Here is a 23,659-nt window from a genome sequence, read left to right on the forward strand (position 1 = left end):
CAACTCCTTATTTTGTGTCAAACCTGTATACACTTGTCGTATATAAAAGTTTGTCGTGTTGTACATATTCTTCGCGTTTTGGCAAGATTCTTGAAAATAAGAATACATACGATGTCCCTTTTTAATCCAAATTTGAAGAGTTTTATAATTTGTTTGCTTTTCCGCTGTCATTTTTTCACCTCCTTATTATGGATATTATACCAAAATAAGAACGTACGTTTCTAGCTTTTCACTTGAACATAACATATTTTTTTCGATTCACCTCACCACCTTCACATCTGTTTAGAGGTGGGAGTCCTCTCGAAAGGTATGATAGAAACCTATCCCTATTTCAAATGATACGCTTTTGATTGATGAAAAAAGAGCCCTTATTTGAGCTCTAGCGGTCGAATACTATTGTTTTAATAATTGCTGCATATTCACGCACATACGCTTTTTTCTTTGAACGTCTTGGCGTTGGAGCAGCAAGCGGCTCCATTTTCATTCCTAAACGCTTCGCAATTATTTTTGTTCGGTATAGATGATATGTATTACTCACAACTACCGCATGCGTTACATCATATAACCCCATGCTAAATTTTAAATTTTCATAAGTACTTGTCGAACGATCCTCAATAAAAATACGTTCCTCTTCAATTCCATGTTGTATTAAATAATTTCGCATACTTTGTGCTTCCGGAACATCCTCATCTTCACCTTGCCCACCTGAAACAATTACTTTTGCTTCCGGATGAGAATGTAGATACACTAGGGCTATATCCAACCGATTTTGAAGAGATAAGGAAGGCTTATCTCCAAATAATTTTGCACCTAAAATTAACACATATGGAGCGTTATCACTTACTTTTTCATAAGTAACTTTTTTCATTCGATATGTCATATACATTATACATACTGGCGGAAATAATAAAATAACAAGTAATATCCATTTGTTCATATATAAGCTTACACTCCCTTTCTTTATATTATATAGAAAAAGAAAGGGAGACAGAAGTGTTTTTTAGTGACTGCGTTGCCCGGCGTTTTGAGCATTCCGCCCTTTTTTAGAAGATGTGTGACACTGCGTTTGATTTCCTTTATGCTTCGCTGATCCTAATGCTTTCGTTTTTCCCATTTTGTTTCACATCCTCTTTTTATATCGTTCCTTTATAGATTTTGTATTTTCTCTTACTTCATACAATGGATTTAGTGGAAGTTTCTCCTTATTTCAAGAGGATTTTTTATTATTTTGGTATCAAGATAAAATTAATGATTATGGAAATCTGAATGTAAATGTAAAATACAAAGTTTGCATTTGTTATATTTTATATACTTATATATCCATTTATTTAAGAATGGTGTAATATGGTTAATAGGAGATGATTTTATGTTAAAAATAGAACAAAACAAAGTACGTTTCATTTCGGGAATTAGCTTATTCATATTGGTGTTGACTAATTCTTTTATAAAAAGTGATTTTTGGGTCATTTGTATAGATATCATTTTAGTTTTGATTAACTTATTTTTATTTATTATCTCTAGAAATATAACTAAAACCAATTTACTTAGAAAAATAGGTAAGTTAGATGAAATAAAATAATTGTGTGCTATTCTTAAGGATGAAAGACGATTCATGTGAAATCGTCTTTTATTTTTTGATGAAAAAGGAAAATAAACCTTGATTTAAGCCCTACTTTATAATGAAATATGTGATAAAATTTATATCTAAAAAAGGGGGCGATTCCATTATGTACAAACTCAAAACAACAGAAACCAACAATAGTGTAATCGAGTTCATTGAAACTGTTGGGAGTCTTAAAAAGCGGGAAAACGCATATCAATTATTAGATATTTTTACTGAAACAACAGGTTATCCAGCGAAAATGTGGGGACCGAGCATGATTGGCTTTGGTACATACCACTATAAATATGCATCCGGTCATGAAGGGGATGCGCCATTAGTAGGTTTTTCACCCCGAAAAGCCAAAATTAGTTTATATTTTGCAACTGGTGATCCTGAGCGTGAAAAACTATTAAAAGACTTTGGAAAACACACATCTGGAAAAGCTTGTATATACATCAATAAAGTAGCAGATATTGATATTACTGTTCTACAAGCGCTAATCAAACAGTCTGTAACTTTTTTGAAAGAAACGTATCCAAATCAATAATGTACCTTATAGCACCCAAATGAAGCCACAGGTATTTTGAATACACATCAAAATACCTGTTTCAGCATATGTACCGTCTCATTATTTATGAAATAGGTCCCCGCTCATACATGTATTTAATTGTTCAAGTACAATCGGCCATGCCTGTTCATGCTGACTCTTTGACTCCTCGTCTGGAAAACCTTTGTGTGTAAGACTTAACTTAGTACCATTGTCGAGTGGTTCTAGTTCAACTTTGACGACAGTCTCAGCTCCCTTTGTCCCCCCATTCCCAGTCACCCACGTCATTTCGACGATACGATTTTTCTCAAGTCTTAAAAATCGCCCATAATGAGGATAACGCTGCACCTCACTGTCAGCTTCCGGTTTATAGATTGTCTCAAAAAAGAAAACGGTGTTGACTTCTCTTGTCATTAACAACGTTCCAGGTGCTGCAAACCACCGGTCAAAGTGTTTCGTCCAAGCTTGGTACAGCACGTCAGGTGATGCATCCATCAGACGTTCTACTTTCAGATGAAACGGTCTTGATGAAAGATCAGGTATGTTAATAAGTCCCATTATAAACTCCTCCAATTTATACAAATTGTTTTCTATATGTATTATTATCAATGAAACATCAAAACAAATCAAGAACGTACGTTTGTTTAAATACGTTTTCGATTAGCTCTTCATGTTCCTTAAGGATGGCCGTATTTTCCCCCCTCTTCCTCGCATTTTTCTGTATTTTAAGGCGGATCTCTTACTACCTACCAACAGCAAAATAATAACCATAAAAAAAGACCACTAAATCGAAAGTGGTAAGTTCAACTTATTTGGAATATCTTCTTGAAAACACGGTGTATATTGTATAGAAAAAGAATAGCCTTCTTGAACAAATAATATTTCATTATTATGGACATAAAATGGTGCATCACTTTGTTTTAGTTGCTTTTGAACCATTTTAATAAAATCAAGACTCGATGTCCCAAAGGAAACATGCATCTTCGGCGGTAAGGCTTTCATTGCAATCGGAATCCAAGATCTTCCCTTCCAACTTGCAACAACATGAGCCGTTCCACCAACTACAAAGTTAAAAATTTCACCATCTTCAAATGTTTTCATGCTTAAATGAGATTTTAACCACTCTCTAAATATAGGTACACTTTCAACTGGACACCCTATTTCTCTCATATACAGTATGTGTAAAGGTGTATACGGAACTAAAACACCTTCATCAATATATTTGTGCGCTATAATCTCTAGAAGGTTTCCATCCCCATCACGAAAATATAAATTTAATCGATCATCTTCTTCATCAATTGCATGACCATCTTCCCATTTTGCAATAAATAAACCAGACTCTTGAATTCGCTTTGCTGCTTCATAAAATTTTGAAAAGGATACTTGAAAGGCAAAATGAGCAGGTGAAATTGGTTCATATGCTTCTTCAAAAGATAATGTTACATGTGGCGTTAATCGAAAGGTTATCTGTTTCTCCATTTTCGATAAAATTGGAATTCCAAGACGTTCCCCATATACTTGTTCTACACTTTGAATAGATACAGTTTGTAGCTTTAACTCTGAAAAATGTGTAATCATCCTTATTCACCACCTTATTTTCCATACATATAATTATCTTTAAGGAAATCTCGTCTATTTACATTACTATGCTGCGGAGTCTGCTAATTGAAATCGTTTCCACAAAAATACTAGAGGCAATGAATAATAGCACATTGCCCCTAAAAAATGATTACTCCACTCCCAATTGCTTCTTCACTTCTTTATATACGCTCATATACGCTGTTAACTCTTTGAAAAGATCATGAATTAATGGTTTTGCATCCTCACTAAGATCACCATCTTGTACATACAAACCGTCTAATACAACTTGTTTTGGTATTGCATTCGCATATACGCCTCTTGCGACAGTGCGCATACTATTTAATGCATTAATGCCCCCTTTTCCACCGCCTGCAACTGCTAATAGAGCAACTGGTTTATGGACAAATTCACTACTACTTAAAAAATCCAATGCATTTTTAAGCGCACCGCTCATTGCATTATGATATTCAGGTGTGCAAAGGACTACACCATCAGCTTCTTTCACTAATGTTTTTAATTTTGTGACTGCTTCTAATTCACGTTGTGATTCTTCTCCATTGTATAAAGGCAATGGTTCTGTTGCTAAATCATATAATTCTCCTTCAAATTGCTCTGTAATATATTTTGCAATGACACGTGTTCTACCAAATTTACGTGGTGTTCCATTAATTACGACTAATTTCATGTTTCTTTCTCTCCTTTGTTTTAGCTTCTGTCTCTATAATATCAGAATATTCCGCAATAAAACCAGTAAAAAGAGGGAAAATCTTTGAGAAAATAGTATGAAAAGTAAAAAAAAGAACCCATACTTTCGTATGAGCTCCTAATGTATCAATTAATCATTTTTTACAACGGCATGTCCGCCAAACTGATTGCGCAGTGCTGAAACAACTTTCCCGTGGAATGTATCATCTTCTTGGGAACGGTAACGCATGAACAACGACATTGCAATAACTGGAGCAGATGCTTGTAATTCAAGTGCTGTTTCTACTGTCCATTTCCCCTCACCTGAAGAATTCATTACTCCTTTAATCCCATCTAATTTTGGATCATCTGCAAATGCTTTTTCCGTTAAATCCATTAACCAACCCCGAATAACCGAGCCATTCGCCCATACCTTTGCCACGTCTTCATAATTATAATTGAAATCACTTTTATCTAGTACTTCAAATCCTTCAGCAATTGCTTGCATCATTCCATATTCAATCCCGTTATGAACCATTTTTAAGAAATGCCCACTTCCAACTCGTCCTGCATAAGAATAACCATTTTCTACTGATAAGTCTTTAAATAACGGCTCTAATCGATCAAAAATTTCTTTTTCTCCGCCGATCATTAAGCAAGCGCCATGGCGCGCTCCTTCTACACCACCTGATGTACCGATATCTACATAATGAAGTCCGAAGCTTTTTGCTTCTTCAGCACGGCGTAATGTATCTTTATAGAAGGAGTTTCCACCTTCAATTACGATATCTCCTTTATCTAATAATGGATATACCTCATTTAGTACTGAATCAACAATTTCTCCAGCTGGTACCATAACCCAAATTGTACGTGGTGTTTCAAGTTCTGCTACCATATCTTTTAGTGTGTTACGAGCAGTGATGCTCACTTGTTCAGCTTTTTCAACAAGCTCTTTATTTACATCGTATACAACAACCTCATGCCCGTCTTCGTATAAATGTTCAGCTAATGGAAAACCCATTTTTCCTAATCCAATTAATCCTAGTTTCATATGAATCAAACTCCTTTTCTATACAATGAGATTTAATAATGATATTAGTCCTAGAGCAACAACAGATAAAATAGTCTCCATCGCTGTCCATGTTAATAACGTTTCTTTCACAGTCATTCCAAAGTATTCTTTAATCATCCAAAATCCTGAATCATTCACATGTGATAAAATGAGTGATCCGGCTCCTGTTGCAAGTGCTAATAACTCTACATTTACCCCTGGAATGCTTGCTGCAATTGGTGCTACAATACCCGCAGCTGTCATCATCGAGACCGTTGCTGAACCAGTTGCAATTCGAATAAGCGCCGCGATTCCCCATCCTAATAGTATCGGAGAAATGTGTGATTCTTTAGCCATATCCGCAATTGTAGTACCGATTCCTGAGTCTAATAACACTTTATTGAATGCCCCGCCCGCACCGATAACTAACAGTATGTTTGCGATCGGGCCTAAACAGTCATTCGTAAATTGTAACACCTTGTCTTTTGAAAATCCTTTTGCATACCCAAGACTAAAGAATGAATAAATCGTCGCAATCAATAATGCAACTACAGGATCTCCAATAAAATGTAAAACTTTAGCAAGTTGACTGGACTTTTCTAATACAATTTCTGCGATTGAAGCTCCAAGCATTAAAAATACAGGAAGCAAAATTGTAAATAATGTATTACCAAATCCAGGAAGTTCTTTCTTCGTATCTCGTTCAATAAGTTGCTCAGCTACATCTAACGGCACCTTTTTATGTATACGAGCACCAATCCATTTCCCATAAATCGGACCTGAAATAATTGCTGTTGGAAGCCCAACAATTAATGCATATAAAATTGTTTTTCCTACATCAGCTTTAAAAATACCAACTGCTGCCATTGCTGCGGGATGTGGAGGTACTAATCCGTGTACAACAGAAAGTCCTGCTACAAGCGGAATACCAATCGTAATAAGTGAAACTCCTGTTTCTAGTGCAATTGTAAACACAAGTGGAATTAATAATACAAATCCTACTTGGAAAAAGACCGGAATTCCTACTAAAAATGCTACAACCATCATTGCCCAGTGAACACGTTTCGTCCCAAAACGCTCTATTAATGTATTTGCAATTCTTTCCGCACCGCCAGACTCCGCCATCATTTTCCCAAGCATTGTCCCTAGCGCTAAAACAATTGCTAAAAACCCTAACGTATTACCAAGACCTAGTTTAATAGAATCGATAATTCCTGGATCTTTTGGTGAAGTCGCAATCAAGGGCATCCCCATTGCTAGCCCAACTCCGATTGCTGTTAAAATTAAAGCGACAAATGGATGCCATTTTACTACTGTAATAAGCAGGAGTAGTATGACAACAGCCGCTAGTACGATCCCAACTACCATTTCTCCCAATCCCCCTATTATTTACGTTGGAAAGCAGCTATACAATCAAACTCTTCTTTCAAACGATCGTAAAGTCGTTCATACATGTAAAACATTTCTAAATATAAAGCCGTATTTTCTTTATTTGGTACATGATGATGGACAATTTCAATCCAATCTTTCACTTCTTCAAGTGAATCAATTTTCTCGATTGCATATAAAGCGAGTGCTGCAGCCCCAAGTGCAGATGCTTCATGACTTTCTGGAACAAGCAATTCTTTTCCCATCATATCGGATAACATTTGTCTCCAAAATGCTGACTTCGCAAATCCGCCTGAAACACGAATTTCAGAAAGAGGACCTGTCTGATCCCTGATTGCAAGTGCGACTGAATATACACTCATACAAACCCCTTCCATCACAGCGCGAATGAAATGTTCTCGTTTATGCTGAAGATTGATACCAAAGAATGTGCCGCGTGCATTCGCATTCCAATATGGAGCTCGCTCTCCAGATAAAAACGGTAAAATAACAAACCGCCTGCTCCAGCTGGTACACGTTCCGCATATTCAATTAATAAATCGTACGGATCGATTCCTAGTTTTTTCGCCACCTCTTGTTCTGGACTACCAAATTCATCACGTAACCATCTTAATAAAATTCCGCCATTATTTGTCGGACCACCAACTACCCAATGATCATCCGTCAGTGCGTAACAAAACGTCCTACCTTTTTCATCAGTATTAATGCTCGATGAAATGGTTCGGACAGCACCGCTTGTTCCAATTGTAATCGCTGCCTCACCAGGTGATACTGCACCAACACCGACATTGGCAAGAACTCCATCACTTGCTCCAATTACAACTGGAGTTTGTTCATGAATCCCCATTTTCTGAGCTAACTCCGGCTTCATTCCCGATAAAATATAAGTCGTTGGTACAGGATCTGATAATTGTTCACATGTTATATGTAACATCTCTAATACATCTAAGTCCCAATTCAAGGTTTCTAAATTAAATAGACCTGTAGCCGATGCAATCGAATAATCAACGACATAGCGTGAGAATAACTGATAAATCAAATATTCTTTAATCGAAATGAATTTATACACACTTTCGTACAACTCCGGTTCCTCTTCTTTCATCCACAATAACTTAGATAGTGGTGACATCGGATGAATCGGCGTACCGGTTCGCCTATAAATTTCGTGGCCATTCATATGTTGCAATATTTTTTCAGCTTGCTCGGTACTCCTGTTATCCGCCCAAATAATAGATCGAGTTAATGGAGATCCGTTCTTATCGACCGCAATTAATGCATGCATCGCAGTACTAATACCGATTGAAGAAATCTCTTTCGGCAATACGTTACCCTTTTTAATGGCAACGCTTACAGTTTTATATACAGCAGAACATATTACATCAGGATCTTGCTCAGCCCATCCTACATTCGGTTGAATAATTGGATAATCAATTGCATGCGAAGCAACTACTTTTCCTCTCTCTGTAAACACAACCGCTTTCGTACTTGTGGTACCGATATCAATCCCGATTACTCTCCCCCTTGTTTCCATACTGAATCGTCCCTTCATTTCTAGCAAAATCAAATCTAGTAAACCGTTTACATGAATTAGTATATAAAATATTTTTTCTTAAATCAAGTTTTATGAAGAAAATTTTTTCCGTTTATATTATAAGCTACTTTAAATCAGGTGATTTGAAGATATATTCTCTTAGCCAATGTAAAAAAGCGCCTATGTAAAAGGACACTCCTTCCCCTTCAAATAGACGCTTTCATTTAAAACTAAAACTGCCTCTTCATGATTTCCGGTACTTCATTGGTCTCCAGCCCTATTCCAATCATATCTCCAAAACAAAAATAAAAACAGTGCATAGCTACACTGCTTTTACATCCGCTTCATTGAAATTGTTTCACGTATACTCTGTAAGTTTTGTAACGTTTCCTCTTGTCGTTGTAATGACAGTCCCACATATAACGTGTCTAATAAACTAAGCTGCGCTAACCGTGATGAACTTGCTTCTGTACGGAATTCTGTTTCACGTGTTGAAGTGTATAATGTAATGTCCGCCAATTGACTCAATGCTGATTTTTGGTAACTTGTAATCGCAATAATGCGTGCCCCTCTTGCTTTTGCTACTTCTAATGCTTCAAGCAATCCTTTATTGCTCCCAGAATGAGAAATGGCAATTACAACCGCTTCTTTTGTTAGTAAGCCCGCTCCCATAATTTGAAAATGTGAATCTACATGCGCTATACACGAAATACCCGTTCTCATAAATTTATGATACGCATCCATTGCAATAATACCCGAACCACCATTTCCATAAAACTCAATGCGTTTAGCCGCTTGCAATAGAATGATCGCCCCTTCCAATGCTGTATCATTTAATAAATGCAATGTATCTTGCAATCCAGTAATATGTGAATGAAAAACTTTTTTAGCAACGGTCACCATATCATCTTCTGCCGATACCTCTTCATGAATATTTTGCATTGGTGTATGGACAATTTCACGAGCTAATGTAATTTTCAAATCTTGAAATCCTTGAAAGCCGAGATGCTTACATAAGCGAAAGATCGTCGCTTCTGAACTGCTCGTAACCTCAGCTAGTTCTGTAATTGATTTATGTACAACATCTTGCGGATGTTTAACAATATGTTCAGCAATACTTCGAAGCTTCGGTGATAACCCATTTAATGAAGCCTGAATCTTTCCTATTCCACTTTTTGTACCAGGCATGATGTATCTTCCCCTCCCATAGTAGCTTTATTGTACCTAATAATCGAAAGAAGAAAAACCTTTATTTGGTATTGCTATGTATTTTTTCTATACCACCCCATGCTTCACAGCATACAAAGCAGCTTGCGTCCGATCATCTACTTCTAATTTAGCAAGTACATTTGAAACATGCGTCTTAACTGTCTGTTCTGTAATATGAAGCTCTGCTGCTATTTCTTTATTACTTCTTCCTTTCGTGATTTCACGTAGCACTTCTTTTTCCCTTTTGGTCAGCATCGAAAAACTATCTTTCTTTTCTTCTTTCACTGCTGGTCGTCCTAATAATGCAGGTGTTACTTTCGGATGAAAATTTGCATTTCCTTGGTGCACCGCAATAATGGATGCAACAAGTTGATCCGGCTGTACTTCTTTTAGTTGATAGCCATCCGCGCCAGCTTCCAGTGCCGGAAGAACATAATCTTGCTCTGAAAAACTGCTTAACATGAGAATTTTAATTGTAGCGTCATATTGCTTCAATCTTTTTGTCGCTTCAATTCCATCCATTTTTGGCATGGACACGTCCATTAATACTACATCTGGTCTTTCTTTTTTGATAAACGCTAACGCATCTTCTCCATTCTCCGCTTCTCCTATAATTTCAAATTCCGCTTTCGTTTTTAGAAAGAATACGAGCCCCCTCCGAACAATATGATGATCCTCTACAAGTAATAGTTTAATTTTCAATACACTTCTTCCTTTCAAACCGGTAATTGGATCTCAATCTTTGTTCCCTGTCCCGGCTTTGTTTTGATTCGAAATGTTCCTTTCATCAATTCAATTCGTTCTTTCATACTTTTTAAACCAAGTGCTGAATCTCTTACTTTTTCTCTAACAAATCCAATGCCATCATCTTCAATTTGAAAGTTCAACTTATTATTTTCTGTTTTTAAGTAAACAGATACACTTTCACATGAAGCATGTTTTTTACAATTATGTAATGCTTCTTGGCTCACACGCCACAGCACTTCTTCTATTTCATCACCAATTGAAATAACTCCATCAATTCGAATCGCCACTTGCATACCTAATAACTTCCCGTAATTGTGCACTGCTTCTGCAAGCCCTTTTTCTAATCCTTCTGGACGTAATTGCCATATTAATAATGTCATTTCTTCCAGTGCTTCTTGCGATAACTCCCCTATATAACTAAGCATATCTTGTAATGTTTTGTCTTTTGTCATATCAAGCGTACCTCTAGCTGTTAACATAATTGAAAATAGCAATTGTTTTACCGAATCATGTAAATCGCGTGCAAGTCGATTTCGCTCCGCTACAACTACATATTTACGCTCTTTTTCAACTAACTGGATTCGTTGGATTGTTGTACCGATTTGGAATGCAATCGCCTCTAATAAGGCTAGTTCTTCCTCTGAAAAATACGTTTTACGAGGCGAAGCAACATTTAATAAACCGAACCTCTCACTGCCAGCACGAAGGGGAACTGTCGCATGATGTGTAATCTCGTCGGTCTCTCCCCAATTATATTCAATAGCATCTTCAATCCGTTTACATTCAATAATATTTGTCGCCTTTTCTAAACGACCATTTACGAATCGATTCACGCACCAACAATCTCCTTCACACATCGGTTTCTTACCACGCCACGTGAGTGCCGGTGGTAAATTCCTATCAACAAGCATACGATACGTTCCTTTTTCATCGATAAAAAAGATCCAACCTGTTTGTAAATTCATAACTTGCAGTAGTGTATGTAATACTTTCTCTAACATCTCCTGTAAATCAGTTGCCTCATTTAATAACTCGGCAATTTCTTTTAATGCTTCTAACCGCCGCATTTCCTTTTCATCGTAATTCATGTTCATCACCACTACCATTATAACATCAAGAAATTTTTAAAAACTACAAATAAAAAGAATATTAATATTCTCCTTTTTATTTGTAGTTTTCATTTTGCTATTTGCTCTTTCCTCTCCAGACTTCAGTAATCAGTTGCTTTATATTTTGATTGTGTATTTTTTATGTTAAATATAGTATGGTACGTGAAATTTTTAAGTTTGAATCAATTATCAGAAAATATTAGTCCGTTTATTAAGAAACTTATTCAACAGCAAATTGGTAAGAAGAGACCTTTCGTTTTGAAGATCTCTTCTTGTGCATAATCAATCCGCAACAGGCATAACTCTCATTTTCTTATATATCTTCACTGTACCTCAGCATGTAAACAAGATTTAAAGTGTTCAATTGCAAATTCATGTCCTTGTTTATTAAAAGAGGCTACAGCTTTCTCATGTACAACAATATGAAATCCTTTATTATAAGCATCCACCGCCGTATGAAGAACACAAATATCAGTACATACACCAACAAGATGCACTTCTTGTATTCCTCTTTCTCTTAATTTCATCTCTAAGTCCGTTCCAGCAAAAGCGCTATAACGTGTTTTATCCATATAGTTTACATTCTCATTATCTTGATGTTTTTCATACAATTTTTGTAATTCTCCGTATAAATCTCTTCCTTTTGTACCCACTATATTATGTGGTGGAAATAGTTGTGTCTCTGGATGATAGGAATCATTTTTTTCATGTTTATCAATGGCAAACACAACATAATCTCCACTTTCAATATACTGCTTCGTAATCGCTACAAGATGCTGTTCAATATCTTGTCCTGGTTCTCCACATGTTAAAGCACCATCTTCAGCTACGAAATCATATGTATAATCAATATTTATAAGAGCACGTTTCATGACAGCTTCCCCTCTCTACTCGTTTCACGCCAAACAATAGAAAACCTTTTATTACGACGCTATTTATTACATTCGACATTTTCGTACAAATTCCCTACAACTCTAATTCCATATTATCCTTGCACTTAATCATTCATCTCTTTCACAAACGTGTGCAAAATAAAAAAGCACACTATTTTTCAGTAGTGTACTTCTTATCTTATATTATGTTAGCTATTTCAAGAGGCTGGTTTATTTTCAAATTTAGCCTGCACAAAATTAATAACTTTTCCAGATGGATCGTTATTTTCAAATTGAACTGCAGTTACTGTATGATAGCCTGTCTCTAATGTTTCTTGTTTTAATTTAACTGTTGTCTGCATCATGCTCGTAACACGGTGTTTATCTTCAAAGATATGATCTACAAATACAAATGTTTCTTTATCATTTTGAAAATTAGCAAGTTCTAATTCAACTTGCTGAATAAGAGTGTCCTTCTTTATAAATACAGTTGGTATATTTCCATCTTCAGACGTACCATCTGGTGTGATTACCTTTACTTTCCCTTCCCCCATTGGGGTTGTCCCCTCTGGAAAAGGCATTACACTCTCATCACTTGCATTTACAACTTGTTCTTCTTTTGCAGATTGAGTTTCTTCTTTTCCATTTGGAGCACTACATCCAAACAATAACAAAGCAGACAATCCAGTGATTATGAATTTTTTCAAAATCCATCCCCCCTGTAAATTTATTCTTTGTTTATTATACAGAAATAATTATCTGTTCTACACTCATTTTTTAAAACTTCCGTGAACAAACACATGCTGTTCATCATTACTGCATCGTACTTTCTTTTTTAACATGATTCATTTTTCCAAGAAATACTTAGGAACCCCTGCTCATTCTCCATTTTACCCCATTATTAGCAAAAAAATATCACTCCTAGAAAAATTAAAAAAGACATTAGATGCACCAATGTCTTTTTCTAATCTCTCATAAAACATCCTATAAAATAAATTTTGTAATATCCTCTACTTCTTTTCGAGCAAGTTTTTTCGGCTGGTCTTTCGGGTAGCCAAGTGAAATGACCATATTGATTTGTTTCTCAGGCCCAATTTGTAAATATTGGCGCAATTCATTTTGAGCTAACAGCACCGGCCCTGTCATTGGACAAGTCCCAAGTCCTCTTGCATGTGCTGCTAACATTAAATTTTGTGCAGCTAAACAACTACTCTTAAGGCCTTCTTCTTCCCACACTGAATCTGGAACGAAATCAATTGGATCAAATATTTTTTCGCGGAATTTCGACTCATATGGCGTTGCTAAACATACGATTAAGACAGGTGCATCAGAAAAAGCCGTCGCATATGGCCCGAACGAACGCGTCAGTAATTTCCCTGCTTTTTCTTCTCCATTTTCCGCTGCTTGTGCAGCCAATTTATGTAGCGCATCCCATGTCATTTGTTCAATTTCTTTAATTTTATCCCGATTCATAATGACAATAAATTCCCATGTTTGTGAGTTCGTATCACTTGGTGCATAACGAGCACAATCAATCATTTCTTTTATATCACTAACAGATACTTCTTGTTCTGTAAATTTCCGAACACTTCGTCTTCCGTGAATGATTTCTTTAAATTCTTCGTATGTCATATACATAAAATCCCCTTTTACAGCGTTTTCAATAATCACCTTCCGCTCGATTATACCACAAAAAAAAGCTGGAAGAATACCAGCTCCTTTTTCCATGCACATTCAATTCGTAACCTTTAAAGGTGCTATACTCTCCTCATACGCGACTTGTAAACGCTTTGTAATCGCTCCTCTTTCGCCATTACGAAATTGCTCATCTCCTATTTGCGTAACAGGGAAGATTTCAAGGGGCGTTGCTGTAAAGAAGCATTCATCTGCTTCGTATACTTCTTGTAATGAAAATTCTCGCTCTTCTACTTCAATATGTAGCGCCTTTGCTAATAAAATGACATGATGGCGAGTAATTCCATGCAAAATAAAATGATCCGCTGGATGTGTAATTAGTTTATTGTTTTTTATAATAAAAAAATTCGAATGACATCCTTCTGTTACGATCCCATCTCGAACTAATATGGCTTCTTGATACCCTTTTTCATTAATTTTATTTTTAATCATACTATTAGGAAGAAGATTCAAAGATTTAATATGACAAAACTTCCAGCGAATATCTTCTTCCACCATTACTTTAATTCCTTTTTCCATAGTAGTAGTTGGTCTTGGAAAGGATACAATATTCGCAAAATATGTTGGCTCTAAATTAGATTCATATACGTGATTTCTCGGCTGCACGCCTCTTGAAATTTGAAGATATACATTCCCATCTTCTCGAAATTGATTCTTTTCAATTAATTGCTGAAGCTGCGCAATTAACTCTTCTTTTGTAAACGATGGAACAAGGTGAATTTCCTGCATAGATTTAAAGAATCTCTCTAAATGTAAATCTAATAAATGAGGTTTCCCGTTGTATAAACGAAATACTTCATATATCCCATCCCCAAATTGTAGACCTCTATCTTCCAATGCCACCATCGGTTGTTCTTCCTTCGTATCCACCATTCTTCCATTGAACAATATCCAATCTTTATGAACACCTAGCGTCATATTATCATTCCTTTCCTTATCATTATTTTTATTTTACAACTTATCCGTGATGATTATAAAGAATTTTCTGTTTTTTGAAGTATAAAAAAGCACATCACAATTTAATAGTGATGTGCTTTCTATCTACTTTATTTATTTCAGAAAGTATTTTTCAATATCATCTAACATGAGATTTGCAGCCTTAATGCCGCCTGCTGTATTCCAAATAACTTCATCTACTTCAAATACTTTATTACTTTTGGAAGCTTGTAATTGTTTAAAAAGTGGATCTTCTGTCCATTCTTCCGCTATCGTATTTCCTTGATTATTTTTATTAGCATCTTTATCAGATGTGAAGTAGAATAAATAATCTCCATCCATGTTCGGAATTTGCTCTTTTGTAACACCTTTTATCGCAAAATCATCTTTATCTTGAAGTGGTGGTCGCTTAAATCCGACATCATTTAAAACAACACCCGAGAATGAATTCTTTTGATAAATACGAACGTCACCTGGAACGAAACGAATAATAGAAACTTTAGAATCTACTTTATCTCCTAGTTTCTCTTTTAACCCTTCAATACGCTTCTTATAATCATCCAGCGCTTTTTGACCTTCTTTTTCTTTATTTACTGCTTTTGTATATAACGTAAAGTTTTCTTTCCAATCCCCGCGTAATGTTTCAGCATACACAGTAGGTGCAATCTCTTTTAATTGCTCGTATACTTTTTCATGACGCATCTTATTTCCAATAATTAAATCCGGCTTTAATTTCATAATGGCCTCTAAGTTAACGTCACGTTCAGTTCCTACAACTTTTGTATCCTTCAATTCTTTTGCCAAATGCGGATACCATTCATCACCAGCTCTTGGTTTTGTAGAACCAACCGGTGTAACGTCAACAGCTAAAAGCGCCTCAGCCGCTTCATTTGTTAGGACGACGACTCTTTTAGGTGTCCCTTTAATCGTTGTTTCTCCCATCGCATGCTTAATTACATACGAATCCTTTCCTTTTACTGCATTGTTTTCTTTCTTCTCTTCTTTCTCACACCCTGCAATCACAGCCATTACCATTACAATGCAGAGAATAAAAATATATTTAGTACGCTTCATATGTCCTCCTAAGATGAAATTGATTATCATTAACGAATAAAAGATTAAGCTATATCTCATACATTGTCAATACATAAAAAACTTTTCTAATATACATTTGCAGTTTAGCCATTTCATATTAACTTCCTATAAATCTCGCATACAAATACCCCTATCCCCACTCTAAAAGAGTCAGATAGAGGTAACATTCCTTTCTATTAATAGCCCTTTACATTTTAATATTGGCTATATTTGACATAAGATGGATCATTATATATCCATTGATTTCCACCTAAGTTTAGCCAACCATTTTGATTTGCGTATACTAAATAGGATTCTGGCGCATTTAACTTTCGAATAATTGAAGATGAAGTTGATGGACCGCTCCTTAAATTCACGTTCGTTCCGCGAATATCTGCCACTCCAATTGGACTTCCATCACTATTTCCATATTTCACATAATCAATATATGATGGATCATTATATATCCATTGCCCAGCACCTAAATCTAACCAACCGTTACTTTCCTGATAAACGACATACGATTCTGGAGAATTTAATTGACGAATGACTGAGGATGAGGTGGATGGACCACCTCTTAAATTCACATTATTGCCGCGAATATATGCTACACCTTTTGCTTGAGGAGTTGGTGTTGGTGTTGGTGTGAGTCCTAAAATTTCAACAATCCCTTTTGCGTATGCTTGACTCATATCTTCTATAAACTGCGGATTTTTCAAGAGATTTGCATCAAAGGTTGTATCAATAAATGCGGTTTCTGTTAATAAAGCATCCATATTCGTTTCTCTTAATACAGCATAATTGGCCTTCTTCGCACCACGATCACGCAAACCGTATTTCGTTAAAACAGGATTCACTGCTGCATGCATCTTTCGTTGTTTCGCTGCTGCAGAACTACTATCTGATAATCCATTATAAATATAACTTTCAAAACCTGTTCCACCGCCACTATTAATATGAAATGAGATAAAAAAATCAGCACCGAAATTATTAGCAATATTTGCACGTTCTGATAATGGGATAAAGACATCACTATCTCGTGTCATCTTAACATCAATCGCATAATTTTCAAGTAGAATCTCTTGAACACGTTTTGCAATCTGAAGAGTTAAATCTTTTTCCACCAAACCGTTTCCAACAGCACCAGAATCCTGCCCCCCGTGACCTGCATCTATAACGAGTTTCATATTTTATTTCCTTTCCGTATTTATTAAGCTTATATTTATGCTCGTCCTATTTTATGTACAACAAAATCAATTGGTTACAAACAAACAAAAACCCCCTTATGTAAGGCGGTTTCTATCGTCTCGATTAAGCCAATTTAAAATAAATATGTACGACTGATAATGGATATGTCGTATACAAAATAAACTAAATAACATAGCCATACCAATACCACTATATATTAAACCAAACTTCACAAAAATATTTAGCATAGGTGGGAAGTACGTTATATTTTGCAATATATACAAATTTAAAAACAAAATAGAGAACACCGGAATATATTGCCATTCATACGGTTTACGATTTTTACGCATCCTTTGCCGGATGAATATTTGACATAGTTCTGCGACTACGAAACATCCCCCTACTAGTAAAAGACCAGACGTCATCGTCATACATCCACCTGCCTTATGTTCATTTCTTCTAGAAATTCTTTATGTAAGCGCCACCGTTTCGTGTAAAGCCAAGCCCTTCTATAAAAGCTTTAGCTTGTTCCGTTACATTATCTTGTATCACCTGAATACTCTCTATTTCTCGATGCTTCATCATTTCTTCAAATGTAAAATAAGCGTTTGTCCCATATCCATAACCTTGGTAATCAAAATGAATGATTAAATGGAATAAGATTGCTTGGTCACCTTGTACTACATAATCCATTATACCGATATATGTATCATCAACTTTTATACAATATTGAACCTCTTGCGTATGTAACCCATGAGAAGCAAACATTTCTGCTACAACTTCTTTTGTCTCTGTATTCACTTTTTCGAACGTAATCATATGTTGTCCACCCTCTTATTATTATTGTATCAAGCATCGTGCACATTTATGAAAAAAACCTTAAGATCGTATATGATCTTAAGGTTTTCCTACTTATACTAAGCTATACGCACGCTTTGTCTCTTCATGAAACTCATTTGTATCGTATTTATGCTCTACATAAATTTGGTGCCATACCATAAATGCAAGTACTGTCCAAATTTTACGGCTATAATCACCTTTATCCGCACAATGTGCTTCCAGTAAGTTTAATACATACTGTTTATCGATTAAATGCTCTGTTTTGCTTTCTTTAATAATATTAACAGCCCAGTCGTGCATTTCATCTTTTAACCAGTGACGAATTGGCACTGGGAAGCCAAGCTTTTTACGATCTAATACGTGATCTGGAACGATTCCGCGCACTGCTTCACGTAAAATTGCTTTTGTTGTTCCGTTTGCGATTTTTAATTCTGTTGGAATTTTAGACGCAACATCAAATACTTCTTTATCTAAGAACGGTACACGCAGTTCTAGCGAATTCGCCATCGTCATTTTATCAGCTTTTAATAAAATGTCTCCGCGTAACCATGTGAACATGTCGATATATTGCATTTTGCTTACATCATCATAATCTTTAATTTCATTATACAATGGTTTCGTGATATCCATATAGTTAACACTTTCATTGTAGTATTTCATTAATTCAGCTTTTTCTTCTTCGCGGAAGATTTTCGCATTACCATAGTAACGCTCTTCAATTGGTGTACAGCCACGCTCTAAGAAGCTTTTCCCTTTAAATCCTTCTTTAAGTGCACCGCTTAAAGCTTTTAATACACTTTTTCCTGGAGTAGGAATATAAGAGAACATTTTTAAAGAGTTTGGCTCGCGATAAATATTATATCCGCCAAACAGCTCGTCCGCCCCTTCACCAGAAAGAACTACTGTTACATGTTTACGTGCTTCTTTTGCTACGAAGTACAACGGTACAGCAGCTGGATCAGCTAAAGGATCATCCATATGCCAAATAATTTTTGGGAATTCATCCATGAATTCTTTTGCTGTAATAAAGACACTATGGTTTGTTACACCTAATTTTTCTGCCGTTTCCTTTGCAACGTCAACTTCACTGAAGCCACGGCGCTCAAAACCAACAGAGAATGTTAACAGATTTGGATTCATTTCTCTTGCAATCGAAGCAATAATAGATGAATCGATACCACCAGATAAGAATGAACCTACTGGTACATCACTGCGCATATGCACTTTTACAGAATCATATAATACATCGCGAATTGCTTGAATATGTTCTTCTTTCGTTGCACTTGAAGCATTGAAATATGGTTTCCAGTAACGATGAATTTCCATCTCTTTACCGACTTCTTTTACGAAATAATGTCCAGGTTCGATTTTATTAATATCAGTTGTTAATGTTTCTGGTTCTGGACCATATTGGTACGTAAAGTAATGTTGCAGAGAAGTTGGATTTACTCCTTTATCTTGCATTACATGCATAATACTTTTCTTCTCAGATGCAAAGAACGTTGTATCACCTTGCTGCGCGATATATAACGGCTTAATACCGAAGTGGTCACGTGCACCGAAAAGTTTCTTTTCTTCACGATCCCAAATCATAAATGCAAACATACCACGTAAGTAATCTACACATTTTTCTTTCATGTGTGCATAAAGTGCAATGATAACTTCTGTATCAGATTGCGTTGCAAATGTTGCACCTTTTTCAAGTAGCATTTCACGTAATTCTACATAATTGTAAATTTCACCATTAAAAATAATTACATATCGATCATTTTCATAAGTTAGCGGCTGATGTCCTGCCTCTAAGTCAATGATACTTAAACGGCGGAAGCCAAATTGTACATGCTCATCACGAAAATATCCCTCGTCATCTGGACCACGGTGGAAAATAATCGTGTTCATATTTTCAAATTGATGTTTTTCTGTTTCTGAAAACTCTCTAGGGTTTTCACATAAACATCCTACAAAACCACACATACTTCTTACCCTCTTTCAGTTCTCATTCTGTTTCTATACTACTATATCAACCTTATTTATACTAGCATAATCAACTCAATATAGCGATAAAAACTAAAAAAAAATCTCTCCATTTCACTTTTTACCCACTTTTTTCAATAAAGATGAAAAATAGGCACTCACATTTGCACACATTTGTCATATGATATTGCAAATTGATTTCTAGGAGGGATTATTTATGAGCGAAGAACAAAAAGACTCTTCTTCTCGTCCACCCGTTCGCAATTACTTAAAACAAATTGATGATTTTTTCGAGCAAACACCACTTCGTAATGTAATTGCTGATTTGAATCATTTTTTTCAAAAAGGTAACCGTCTACTAACATTCCCTGTTGATTTGTATGAAGTTGAGGAAGAACTCATTATCAAAGCGGAACTTCCAGGTGTTCAAAAGGAACAAATTCAAATAGAAATTCAAAATGAATACTTAAAAATATCTGTTACTGAAGACATCCTGGAAGAAACAAAAGATGAAGGTTCACATAATTATTATCGCCGTGAACGCTCCATGTCAGAAGCTTCTCGTATGATTAAACTTCCGTATTTAATTAAGAAAAAAGACGCAAAAGCTTCTTATGCAAACGGCGTTTTAGAAATTCGTACGCCAAAGCTCCCAAGGCAGCACGATATTTTATCTATAGATTAGCCATTATATAGTTTTCCACATAAAAGAAGGATGCTAAGCATCCTTCTTTTATTTCAATAATCGTTCCATATCACGTAAAATATCTTCATATGGTGTATTGCTAATTCCGCTGTATTTTTTCATTACCTTACCTTCTTGATCGACTAAGTAAAATGATGTTCCGTGCATAACTTGACCATTCTCTGGTTTATCTACAAGTGCTTGGAAATTATCCTTTGAAAATTTCTTGATATCTTCCAATGAGTAACCCGTCAATAAATTCCAATTACTTGTATCTTCTGTGAATTTTTGTATAAATGCTTTCAAATTCTCTGGTTTATCCAGTTCAGGATCTACACTAAACGAAACGAATTGAACATCTAACTTTTTCTCTTTTGCCATCTTCTGCAACTTTGCCATATTTGCAGTCATCGGAGGACAAACTGTTTGACAATTGGTAAACATAAAATCAGCTATCCATACTTTTCCTTTTAAATCTTTTGTCCCAAACTGTTTACCATCTTGATTTATGTATTGAAAAGTTTCTAAATCCCAATTTAATGGTTTACGGAGCTTTGATCCTGAGTCACATCCTGCAAGTATAAAGAAGCAAAAAACAACTATGAGACCAATCAATTTTTGATAACGCTTCATTGTCAAACCTCTCTTCTCTTTCTGTAAATTTATATGTGTCATGTTAATCATAACAAAAGTAAACACTACGAGAAAATTGTTTATCGTATTTGTTCACGAAATCGTACGAATTTATGTATGTTACTTTCTATTTTCGAGCTAATTACTAGACAACTCTTTCATTGTTTACTAAAATTATCTCTTTTTCTTATCTTTACATAACAAAATTCAATCCATCACTTACTTTGTAAAGATAGCTACACTATTTTTTACAATTTTTTAATCATTAATCAATTTTTCTCTCTTCTTTCCTTTACAACATTTCGGTACAATACAACTACAACGATTTTAAATGAGGTGATGTTCATGACAAAGCGGTATGAAAACATAGATAATGTTAGTACAAAAAAAACAGTTCGTTCGTTTTTACGTTGGCGTAAAGAACGAAAACAAAACAAAAAAGATTTTTCCTTTCTAGTAGAACAATCACCTATCAAGCATGCTCAGCTTTTACGAACAAACACTGAAAAAACAACAATTACATGGATAGGCCACTCAACATTCTTAATACAAACAAACGGGCTCAATATTTTAACAGATCCAGTATGGTCAAACAAAATAAAGCTTGTGCCAAGGCTAACAAATCCCGGCCTTACATTACATGAACTACCTCACATTGATATTGTCCTTATTTCACACGGTCATTATGATCATTTGGACTTTTCTACACTTCGTCAATTGAATTCCGATGTTCTATACTTAGTACCTACCGGATTAAAAAAGTTATTTACCAGAAAGAAATTTATGCGAGTCGAAGAATATAATTGGTGGGAATCCACCAAAATTGATGAGGTAAACTTTCATTTCGTACCAGCGCAACATTGGACGAGAAGATCTTTATTTGATATGAATACGTCTCACTGGGGTGGCTGGATTATTGATAATGGTAGAACAGATGAAACGATTTATTTTTGCGGTGATAGTGGCTATTTCCGAGGATTTAAAGAAATTGGTAATCGGTTTAATATTGATATCGCCTTAATGCCTATTGGTGCATATGAACCAGAATGGTTTATGAAGGTGTCTCACGTTTCTCCTGAGGAAGCAGTGCAAGCCTTTATAGATGTAAAAGCAGCACATTTCATCCCAATGCATTACGGTACGTTTGCACTTGCTGACGAGACACCTAGAGAGGCGATTACACGACTTCGTAACAACTGGAATTTACGTATGTTACCCTGGGAACAACTACATGTATTATTTCTTGGTCAAACATATATTTCTACTCCTACAGCTAATAAGAAACAAGAATTCAAACAAACGTTAGAACAGTCTCATGTATAAACACTCTATTTACCAATACATGATGAGGATTTTTCTTTTGAAGAAAATTTAGCCATAAAAAAACTGCACCTCCAATTGTTAGACCACGTCTAACAATTGAGGTGCAGTTCAGGTAGCTTTTTCTTTACTCTGCTAAGTACATAAAGCCAATTGCTCCTGTTCCTGTGTGAGTACTAATAATTGGAGTCGTATAAAAAATTTCTGATTGTGCAAACCCACTGATTTTTTCAACAGCCTCTTTTACGCTTTCTGCTAATGGAAGTGCTTTCGCGTGAGGGATAGCAACTGCCTTTACGTCTTTTCCTGCTGTATCTTGTTCAAATAGTTTTGCTAATGTTTTTACGATTTGACCCTGACTACGTACTTTTGTTACAGGATTATACACGCCATCCTCAAGACTGGCGATCGGTTTAATATTTAATAAAGAACCGATAAATGCTTTTCCTTTTCCAATACGTCCGCCTTTTACTAAATTTTCTAACGTATCCACAACTACATATAAACGAGTATTTTTTCTTACTTCATCAATACGATTTAAAATATCTTCTAACGAGCGTTCTGCTTGTGCCATTTTTGCAGCTTCAATTACTTGATATGCTAAAGCATGAGTAATAAATTGAGAATCAACAACGGTAACTTTCGTTTCTGTCATTGATGCAGCGCTATTTGCCGTTGCAACTGTACCACTCATTCCACTTGTCATATGAATAGACAGAACTTGACTACCATCTTCTCCTAATTTCTCATACATTTCTACAAATGATCCCATAGCAGGTTGTGATGTTTTTGGTAATTCCTCTGATTTTTCCATTTCTTCAATAAATTCATCAGGTTGTAAATCTACTCGATCTAAGTATGTTTGTCCATTTACAGAAATAGATAATGGGATAACATGAATATCATATTTCTCAATCACATCTTGTGATAAATCTGCCGTTGAGTCTGTAACAATTTTAATTTTTTGCATATTCTACTTCTTCCCTTTCCA

At 35.5% G+C, this 23,659-nt stretch carries 24 protein-coding genes and 2 pseudogenes; 4 read left to right on the forward strand and 22 right to left on the reverse strand.

The window, feature by feature from the left end; all coding sequences use genetic code 11:
* Both ACX5JI_RS24460 and ACX5JI_RS24465 read right to left on the reverse strand, forming a co-directional pair.
* Nucleotides 1-171: pseudogene (locus tag ACX5JI_RS24460) on the reverse strand (RNA-guided endonuclease InsQ/TnpB family protein); the annotation flags it as partial.
* 208 nt (nt 172-379) lie between these two features.
* Complete coding sequence (locus ACX5JI_RS24465; protein ID WP_459503576.1) at nt 380-937, reverse strand: YdcF family protein; 558 nt, start codon at nt 935-937, stop codon at nt 380-382.
* 429 nt (nt 938-1,366) lie between these two features.
* On the opposite strand from ACX5JI_RS24465, the gene ACX5JI_RS24470 reads away from it, so the two are divergent.
* Together ACX5JI_RS24470 and ACX5JI_RS24475 are read left to right on the forward strand one after the other, a co-directional pair.
* Nucleotides 1,367-1,579 (forward strand): hypothetical protein, encoded by a 213-nt coding sequence (locus tag ACX5JI_RS24470; protein ID WP_459503577.1) that lies wholly within the window; start codon nt 1,367-1,369, stop codon nt 1,577-1,579.
* A gap of 148 nt (nt 1,580-1,727) precedes the next feature.
* Nucleotides 1,728-2,150 (forward strand): DUF1801 domain-containing protein, encoded by a 423-nt coding sequence (locus ACX5JI_RS24475; protein WP_459503578.1) that lies wholly within the window; start codon nt 1,728-1,730, stop codon nt 2,148-2,150.
* Between the two features lie 81 nt (nt 2,151-2,231).
* Here the strand turns inward: ACX5JI_RS24475 and ACX5JI_RS24480 are convergent, their stop codons facing one another.
* From ACX5JI_RS24480 to asnB, 18 genes and pseudogenes are all read right to left on the reverse strand, one after another.
* Complete coding sequence (locus ACX5JI_RS24480; protein ID WP_459503579.1) at nt 2,232-2,708, reverse strand: SRPBCC family protein; 477 nt, start codon at nt 2,706-2,708, stop codon at nt 2,232-2,234.
* Between the two features lie 225 nt (nt 2,709-2,933).
* Nucleotides 2,934-3,728, reverse strand: coding sequence for a VOC family protein (locus tag ACX5JI_RS24485; protein WP_459503581.1), 795 nt, complete (start codon nt 3,726-3,728; stop codon nt 2,934-2,936).
* A 151-nt stretch (nt 3,729-3,879) separates the two neighbouring features.
* Nucleotides 3,880-4,416 carry an NADPH-dependent FMN reductase gene (locus ACX5JI_RS24490; RefSeq protein ID WP_459503583.1) on the reverse strand — a complete coding sequence of 179 codons (537 nt, stop codon included), beginning with the start codon at nt 4,414-4,416 and terminating at the stop codon, nt 3,880-3,882.
* 150 nt (nt 4,417-4,566) lie between these two features.
* Nucleotides 4,567-5,466, reverse strand: coding sequence for a phosphogluconate dehydrogenase (NAD(+)-dependent, decarboxylating) (gnd, locus tag ACX5JI_RS24495; protein WP_459503584.1), 900 nt, complete (start codon nt 5,464-5,466; stop codon nt 4,567-4,569).
* A gap of 18 nt (nt 5,467-5,484) precedes the next feature.
* On the reverse strand, nt 5,485-6,834 hold the full coding sequence (locus tag ACX5JI_RS24500; protein WP_459503585.1) for a GntP family permease: 1,350 nt from the start codon (nt 6,832-6,834) through the stop codon (nt 5,485-5,487).
* Nucleotides 6,835-6,851: 17 nt separating this feature from the next.
* Nucleotides 6,852-8,386, reverse strand: a pseudogene (gene gntK, locus ACX5JI_RS24505) (gluconokinase).
* 333 nt (nt 8,387-8,719) lie between these two features.
* Nucleotides 8,720-9,574, reverse strand: a complete 855-nt coding sequence (locus ACX5JI_RS24510; RefSeq protein ID WP_459503586.1) for a MurR/RpiR family transcriptional regulator — start codon at nt 9,572-9,574, stop codon at nt 8,720-8,722.
* Between the two features lie 87 nt (nt 9,575-9,661).
* Complete coding sequence (locus tag ACX5JI_RS24515) at nt 9,662-10,297, reverse strand: response regulator (protein ID WP_459503587.1); 636 nt, start codon at nt 10,295-10,297, stop codon at nt 9,662-9,664.
* 14 nt (nt 10,298-10,311) lie between these two features.
* Nucleotides 10,312-11,430 (reverse strand): GAF domain-containing sensor histidine kinase, encoded by a 1,119-nt coding sequence (locus tag ACX5JI_RS24520; RefSeq protein ID WP_459503588.1) that lies wholly within the window; start codon nt 11,428-11,430, stop codon nt 10,312-10,314.
* A gap of 344 nt (nt 11,431-11,774) precedes the next feature.
* The gene (locus ACX5JI_RS24525) at nt 11,775-12,323 is read right to left on the reverse strand and encodes a cysteine hydrolase family protein (RefSeq protein WP_459503589.1); all 549 of its coding nucleotides are present in this window, start codon (nt 12,321-12,323) and stop codon (nt 11,775-11,777) included.
* Between the two features lie 218 nt (nt 12,324-12,541).
* Complete coding sequence (locus tag ACX5JI_RS24530) at nt 12,542-13,030, reverse strand: hypothetical protein (protein ID WP_459503591.1); 489 nt, start codon at nt 13,028-13,030, stop codon at nt 12,542-12,544.
* Between the two features lie 277 nt (nt 13,031-13,307).
* Nucleotides 13,308-13,955, reverse strand: a complete 648-nt coding sequence (locus ACX5JI_RS24535; RefSeq protein WP_459503649.1) for a nitroreductase family protein — start codon at nt 13,953-13,955, stop codon at nt 13,308-13,310.
* 102 nt (nt 13,956-14,057) lie between these two features.
* Nucleotides 14,058-14,936, reverse strand: coding sequence for a D-amino-acid transaminase (dat, locus tag ACX5JI_RS24540; RefSeq protein WP_459503592.1), 879 nt, complete (start codon nt 14,934-14,936; stop codon nt 14,058-14,060).
* 132 nt (nt 14,937-15,068) lie between these two features.
* A complete protein-coding gene (locus ACX5JI_RS24545; protein ID WP_459503594.1) occupies nt 15,069-16,028 on the reverse strand; it encodes an ABC transporter substrate-binding protein in 960 nt (319 codons plus the stop codon).
* Nucleotides 16,029-16,243: 215 nt separating this feature from the next.
* Nucleotides 16,244-17,215, reverse strand: coding sequence for an N-acetylmuramoyl-L-alanine amidase (locus tag ACX5JI_RS24550; protein WP_459503595.1), 972 nt, complete (start codon nt 17,213-17,215; stop codon nt 16,244-16,246).
* Between the two features lie 96 nt (nt 17,216-17,311).
* Complete coding sequence (locus ACX5JI_RS24555) at nt 17,312-17,647, reverse strand: hypothetical protein (protein ID WP_459503597.1); 336 nt, start codon at nt 17,645-17,647, stop codon at nt 17,312-17,314.
* A 28-nt stretch (nt 17,648-17,675) separates the two neighbouring features.
* Nucleotides 17,676-18,035 carry a GNAT family N-acetyltransferase gene (locus tag ACX5JI_RS24560; protein ID WP_459503599.1) on the reverse strand — a complete coding sequence of 120 codons (360 nt, stop codon included), beginning with the start codon at nt 18,033-18,035 and terminating at the stop codon, nt 17,676-17,678.
* Nucleotides 18,036-18,128: 93 nt separating this feature from the next.
* Nucleotides 18,129-20,030, reverse strand: coding sequence for an asparagine synthase (glutamine-hydrolyzing) (asnB, locus tag ACX5JI_RS24565; RefSeq protein WP_459503600.1), 1,902 nt, complete (start codon nt 20,028-20,030; stop codon nt 18,129-18,131).
* Nucleotides 20,031-20,247: 217 nt separating this feature from the next.
* On the opposite strand from asnB, the gene ACX5JI_RS24570 reads away from it, so the two are divergent.
* Nucleotides 20,248-20,715: an Hsp20/alpha crystallin family protein gene (locus ACX5JI_RS24570; protein WP_459503601.1), complete on the forward strand. Its 468-nt coding sequence runs from the start codon at nt 20,248-20,250 to the stop codon at nt 20,713-20,715.
* Nucleotides 20,716-20,763: 48 nt separating this feature from the next.
* On the opposite strand, the gene ACX5JI_RS24575 is transcribed toward ACX5JI_RS24570, so the two are convergent.
* Complete coding sequence (locus ACX5JI_RS24575) at nt 20,764-21,348, reverse strand: SCO family protein (protein WP_459503602.1); 585 nt, start codon at nt 21,346-21,348, stop codon at nt 20,764-20,766.
* A 345-nt stretch (nt 21,349-21,693) separates the two neighbouring features.
* On the opposite strand from ACX5JI_RS24575, the gene ACX5JI_RS24580 reads away from it, so the two are divergent.
* Nucleotides 21,694-22,671 carry an MBL fold metallo-hydrolase gene (locus ACX5JI_RS24580; RefSeq protein ID WP_459503603.1) on the forward strand — a complete coding sequence of 326 codons (978 nt, stop codon included), beginning with the start codon at nt 21,694-21,696 and terminating at the stop codon, nt 22,669-22,671.
* A 124-nt stretch (nt 22,672-22,795) separates the two neighbouring features.
* On the opposite strand, the gene ACX5JI_RS24585 is transcribed toward ACX5JI_RS24580, so the two are convergent.
* A complete protein-coding gene (locus ACX5JI_RS24585; RefSeq protein ID WP_459503604.1) occupies nt 22,796-23,638 on the reverse strand; it encodes a DegV family protein in 843 nt (280 codons plus the stop codon).
* Between the last annotated feature and the right edge of the window lie 21 nt (nt 23,639-23,659).

The sequence above is a fragment of the Bacillus sp. C1 genome (genome assembly GCF_054570475.1).

Coding starts and splice junctions, on each gene's coding strand:
- ACX5JI_RS24465 (WP_459503576.1), bottom strand. CDS start 937: ATGAACAAATGGATATTACTTGTTATTTTATTATTTCCGCCAGTATGT.
- ACX5JI_RS24585 (WP_459503604.1), bottom strand. CDS start 23,638: ATGCAAAAAATTAAAATTGTTACAGACTCAACGGCAGATTTATCACAA.
- ACX5JI_RS24545 (WP_459503594.1), bottom strand. CDS start 16,028: ATGAAGCGTACTAAATATATTTTTATTCTCTGCATTGTAATGGTAATG.
- ACX5JI_RS24475 (WP_459503578.1), top strand. CDS start 1,728: ATGTACAAACTCAAAACAACAGAAACCAACAATAGTGTAATCGAGTTC.
- ACX5JI_RS24580 (WP_459503603.1), top strand. CDS start 21,694: ATGACAAAGCGGTATGAAAACATAGATAATGTTAGTACAAAAAAAACA.
- gnd (WP_459503584.1), bottom strand. CDS start 5,466: ATGAAACTAGGATTAATTGGATTAGGAAAAATGGGTTTTCCATTAGCT.
- ACX5JI_RS24470 (WP_459503577.1), top strand. CDS start 1,367: ATGTTAAAAATAGAACAAAACAAAGTACGTTTCATTTCGGGAATTAGC.
- ACX5JI_RS24485 (WP_459503581.1), bottom strand. CDS start 3,728: ATGATTACACATTTTTCAGAGTTAAAGCTACAAACTGTATCTATTCAA.
- ACX5JI_RS24575 (WP_459503602.1), bottom strand. CDS start 21,348: ATGAAGCGTTATCAAAAATTGATTGGTCTCATAGTTGTTTTTTGCTTC.
- ACX5JI_RS24535 (WP_459503649.1), bottom strand. CDS start 13,955: ATGACATACGAAGAATTTAAAGAAATCATTCACGGAAGACGAAGTGTT.
- ACX5JI_RS24560 (WP_459503599.1), bottom strand. CDS start 18,035: ATGATTACGTTCGAAAAAGTGAATACAGAGACAAAAGAAGTTGTAGCA.
- ACX5JI_RS24490 (WP_459503583.1), bottom strand. CDS start 4,416: ATGAAATTAGTCGTAATTAATGGAACACCACGTAAATTTGGTAGAACA.
- ACX5JI_RS24520 (WP_459503588.1), bottom strand. CDS start 11,430: ATGAATTACGATGAAAAGGAAATGCGGCGGTTAGAAGCATTAAAAGAA.
- ACX5JI_RS24510 (WP_459503586.1), bottom strand. CDS start 9,574: ATGCCTGGTACAAAAAGTGGAATAGGAAAGATTCAGGCTTCATTAAAT.
- dat (WP_459503592.1), bottom strand. CDS start 14,936: ATGACGCTAGGTGTTCATAAAGATTGGATATTGTTCAATGGAAGAATG.
- ACX5JI_RS24555 (WP_459503597.1), bottom strand. CDS start 17,647: ATGACGATGACGTCTGGTCTTTTACTAGTAGGGGGATGTTTCGTAGTC.
- ACX5JI_RS24480 (WP_459503579.1), bottom strand. CDS start 2,708: ATGGGACTTATTAACATACCTGATCTTTCATCAAGACCGTTTCATCTG.
- ACX5JI_RS24570 (WP_459503601.1), top strand. CDS start 20,248: ATGAGCGAAGAACAAAAAGACTCTTCTTCTCGTCCACCCGTTCGCAAT.
- asnB (WP_459503600.1), bottom strand. CDS start 20,030: ATGTGTGGTTTTGTAGGATGTTTATGTGAAAACCCTAGAGAGTTTTCA.
- ACX5JI_RS24550 (WP_459503595.1), bottom strand. CDS start 17,215: ATGAAACTCGTTATAGATGCAGGTCACGGGGGGCAGGATTCTGGTGCT.
- ACX5JI_RS24525 (WP_459503589.1), bottom strand. CDS start 12,323: ATGAAACGTGCTCTTATAAATATTGATTATACATATGATTTCGTAGCT.
- ACX5JI_RS24500 (WP_459503585.1), bottom strand. CDS start 6,834: ATGGTAGTTGGGATCGTACTAGCGGCTGTTGTCATACTACTCCTGCTT.